Annotated in this window: 3 protein-coding genes; all 3 read left to right on the forward strand. The window is 45.7% G+C overall.

Annotation, left to right across the window (positions count from 1 at the left end):
* Window positions 1-200: CBS domain-containing protein (locus tag R8O70_RS26020; RefSeq protein ID WP_318184564.1), on the forward strand; the 200-nt coding region annotated here is incomplete at its 5' end.
* Window positions 201-342: 142 nt separating this feature from the next.
* Complete coding sequence (locus tag R8O70_RS26025) at window positions 343-552, forward strand: hypothetical protein (protein ID WP_011105727.1); 210 nt, start codon at window positions 343-345, stop codon at window positions 550-552.
* 69 nt (window positions 553-621) lie between these two features.
* Window positions 622-1,095 (forward strand): phosphodiesterase (yfcE, locus tag R8O70_RS26030; protein ID WP_318184565.1); only part of this gene is annotated, 474 nt, incomplete at its 3' end.

Below are 1,095 nucleotides of genomic sequence, written 5' to 3' on the forward strand. Positions count from 1 at the left end.
CCCCTCAGCGCACCAATATCTACGAAATCATGACTAAGCCTGCTTTGTGTGTCGATCCAGATATGAACGTTAAATACTGTGCTCGTCTGTTCGAGCGATTTGGGATCAGCCGCGCGCCCGTGATTGAAGATGGCGAAGTGATCGGCATGGTGAGTTACAACAATATCGTGATTAATGGCATGGTCAGAGAGGATAGCTAAACAGTGTAAGTAACATGCGTAATATTTTTCTCAAGTCAGCGACATACGTCAATCTCTAAGATATTGATTATTAGTGATGTTGCATATATTTTCACAGGCGCTATTCTTTGTGCCCTAAGCATATAGTTGAGGAATTTAAATCATGCCTTTAGTCTCTTGCCCTGTGTGTGAGAAACAAATATCGAAACGTGCTCACACATGTCCAGGGTGTGGGGAACCGGACCCGTTACACCATTTAGCGAAGTCGAAGTTCATTTCGATGGTTTTTTGGACATTAGTTTTAGTCGGTGCCGGATATTTTGCTTGGTTCCATTTGCTACCAATGCTGATTGAGACTGTGCGTCATCAGTAATCGGGAAGTCGGTTGAGCATACGTCAGAATGCCGTAGAATAGCCTCATACATTTTGAGGAGACAACGTCGTGAAACTATTTTTTGCCTCAGACCTGCATGGCTCTTTGCCAGCAACCGAAGAAACCATCAAGTTATTCCTAGCATCAGGTGCAAAGCATTTGGTGTTGTTGGGTGACACGTTGAACCACGGACCACGCAACCCGATTCCGGAAGGGTATAACCCGCCCCAAGTGGCGGAGCTTCTCAACCAATACAGTCAGCAAATCATTTCCGTACGCGGTAACTGTGACAGCGAAGTAGATCAAATGCTGCTGAACTTCCCAATGATGATGGATTACGCGTGGGTATTGCTAGAGTCTGGTAAGCGAATCTTTCTGACACATGGCCATTTGTACAACAGCGATAAAAGACCGCCTTTGCGAGAGGGTGACATCATCGCTCATGGTCATACGCATGTTCCCGTAGCCGAAATGAAAGAGGGTATGGTGATCTTTAACCCTGGTTCAATGACCTTCCCGCGTAACGGTTTACCAAGAAGTTTT

This window comes from Vibrio sp. 779(2023), assembly GCF_033344285.1.
GTDB classification, from domain to species: Bacteria; Pseudomonadota; Gammaproteobacteria; order Enterobacterales; family Vibrionaceae; genus Vibrio; species Vibrio alginolyticus.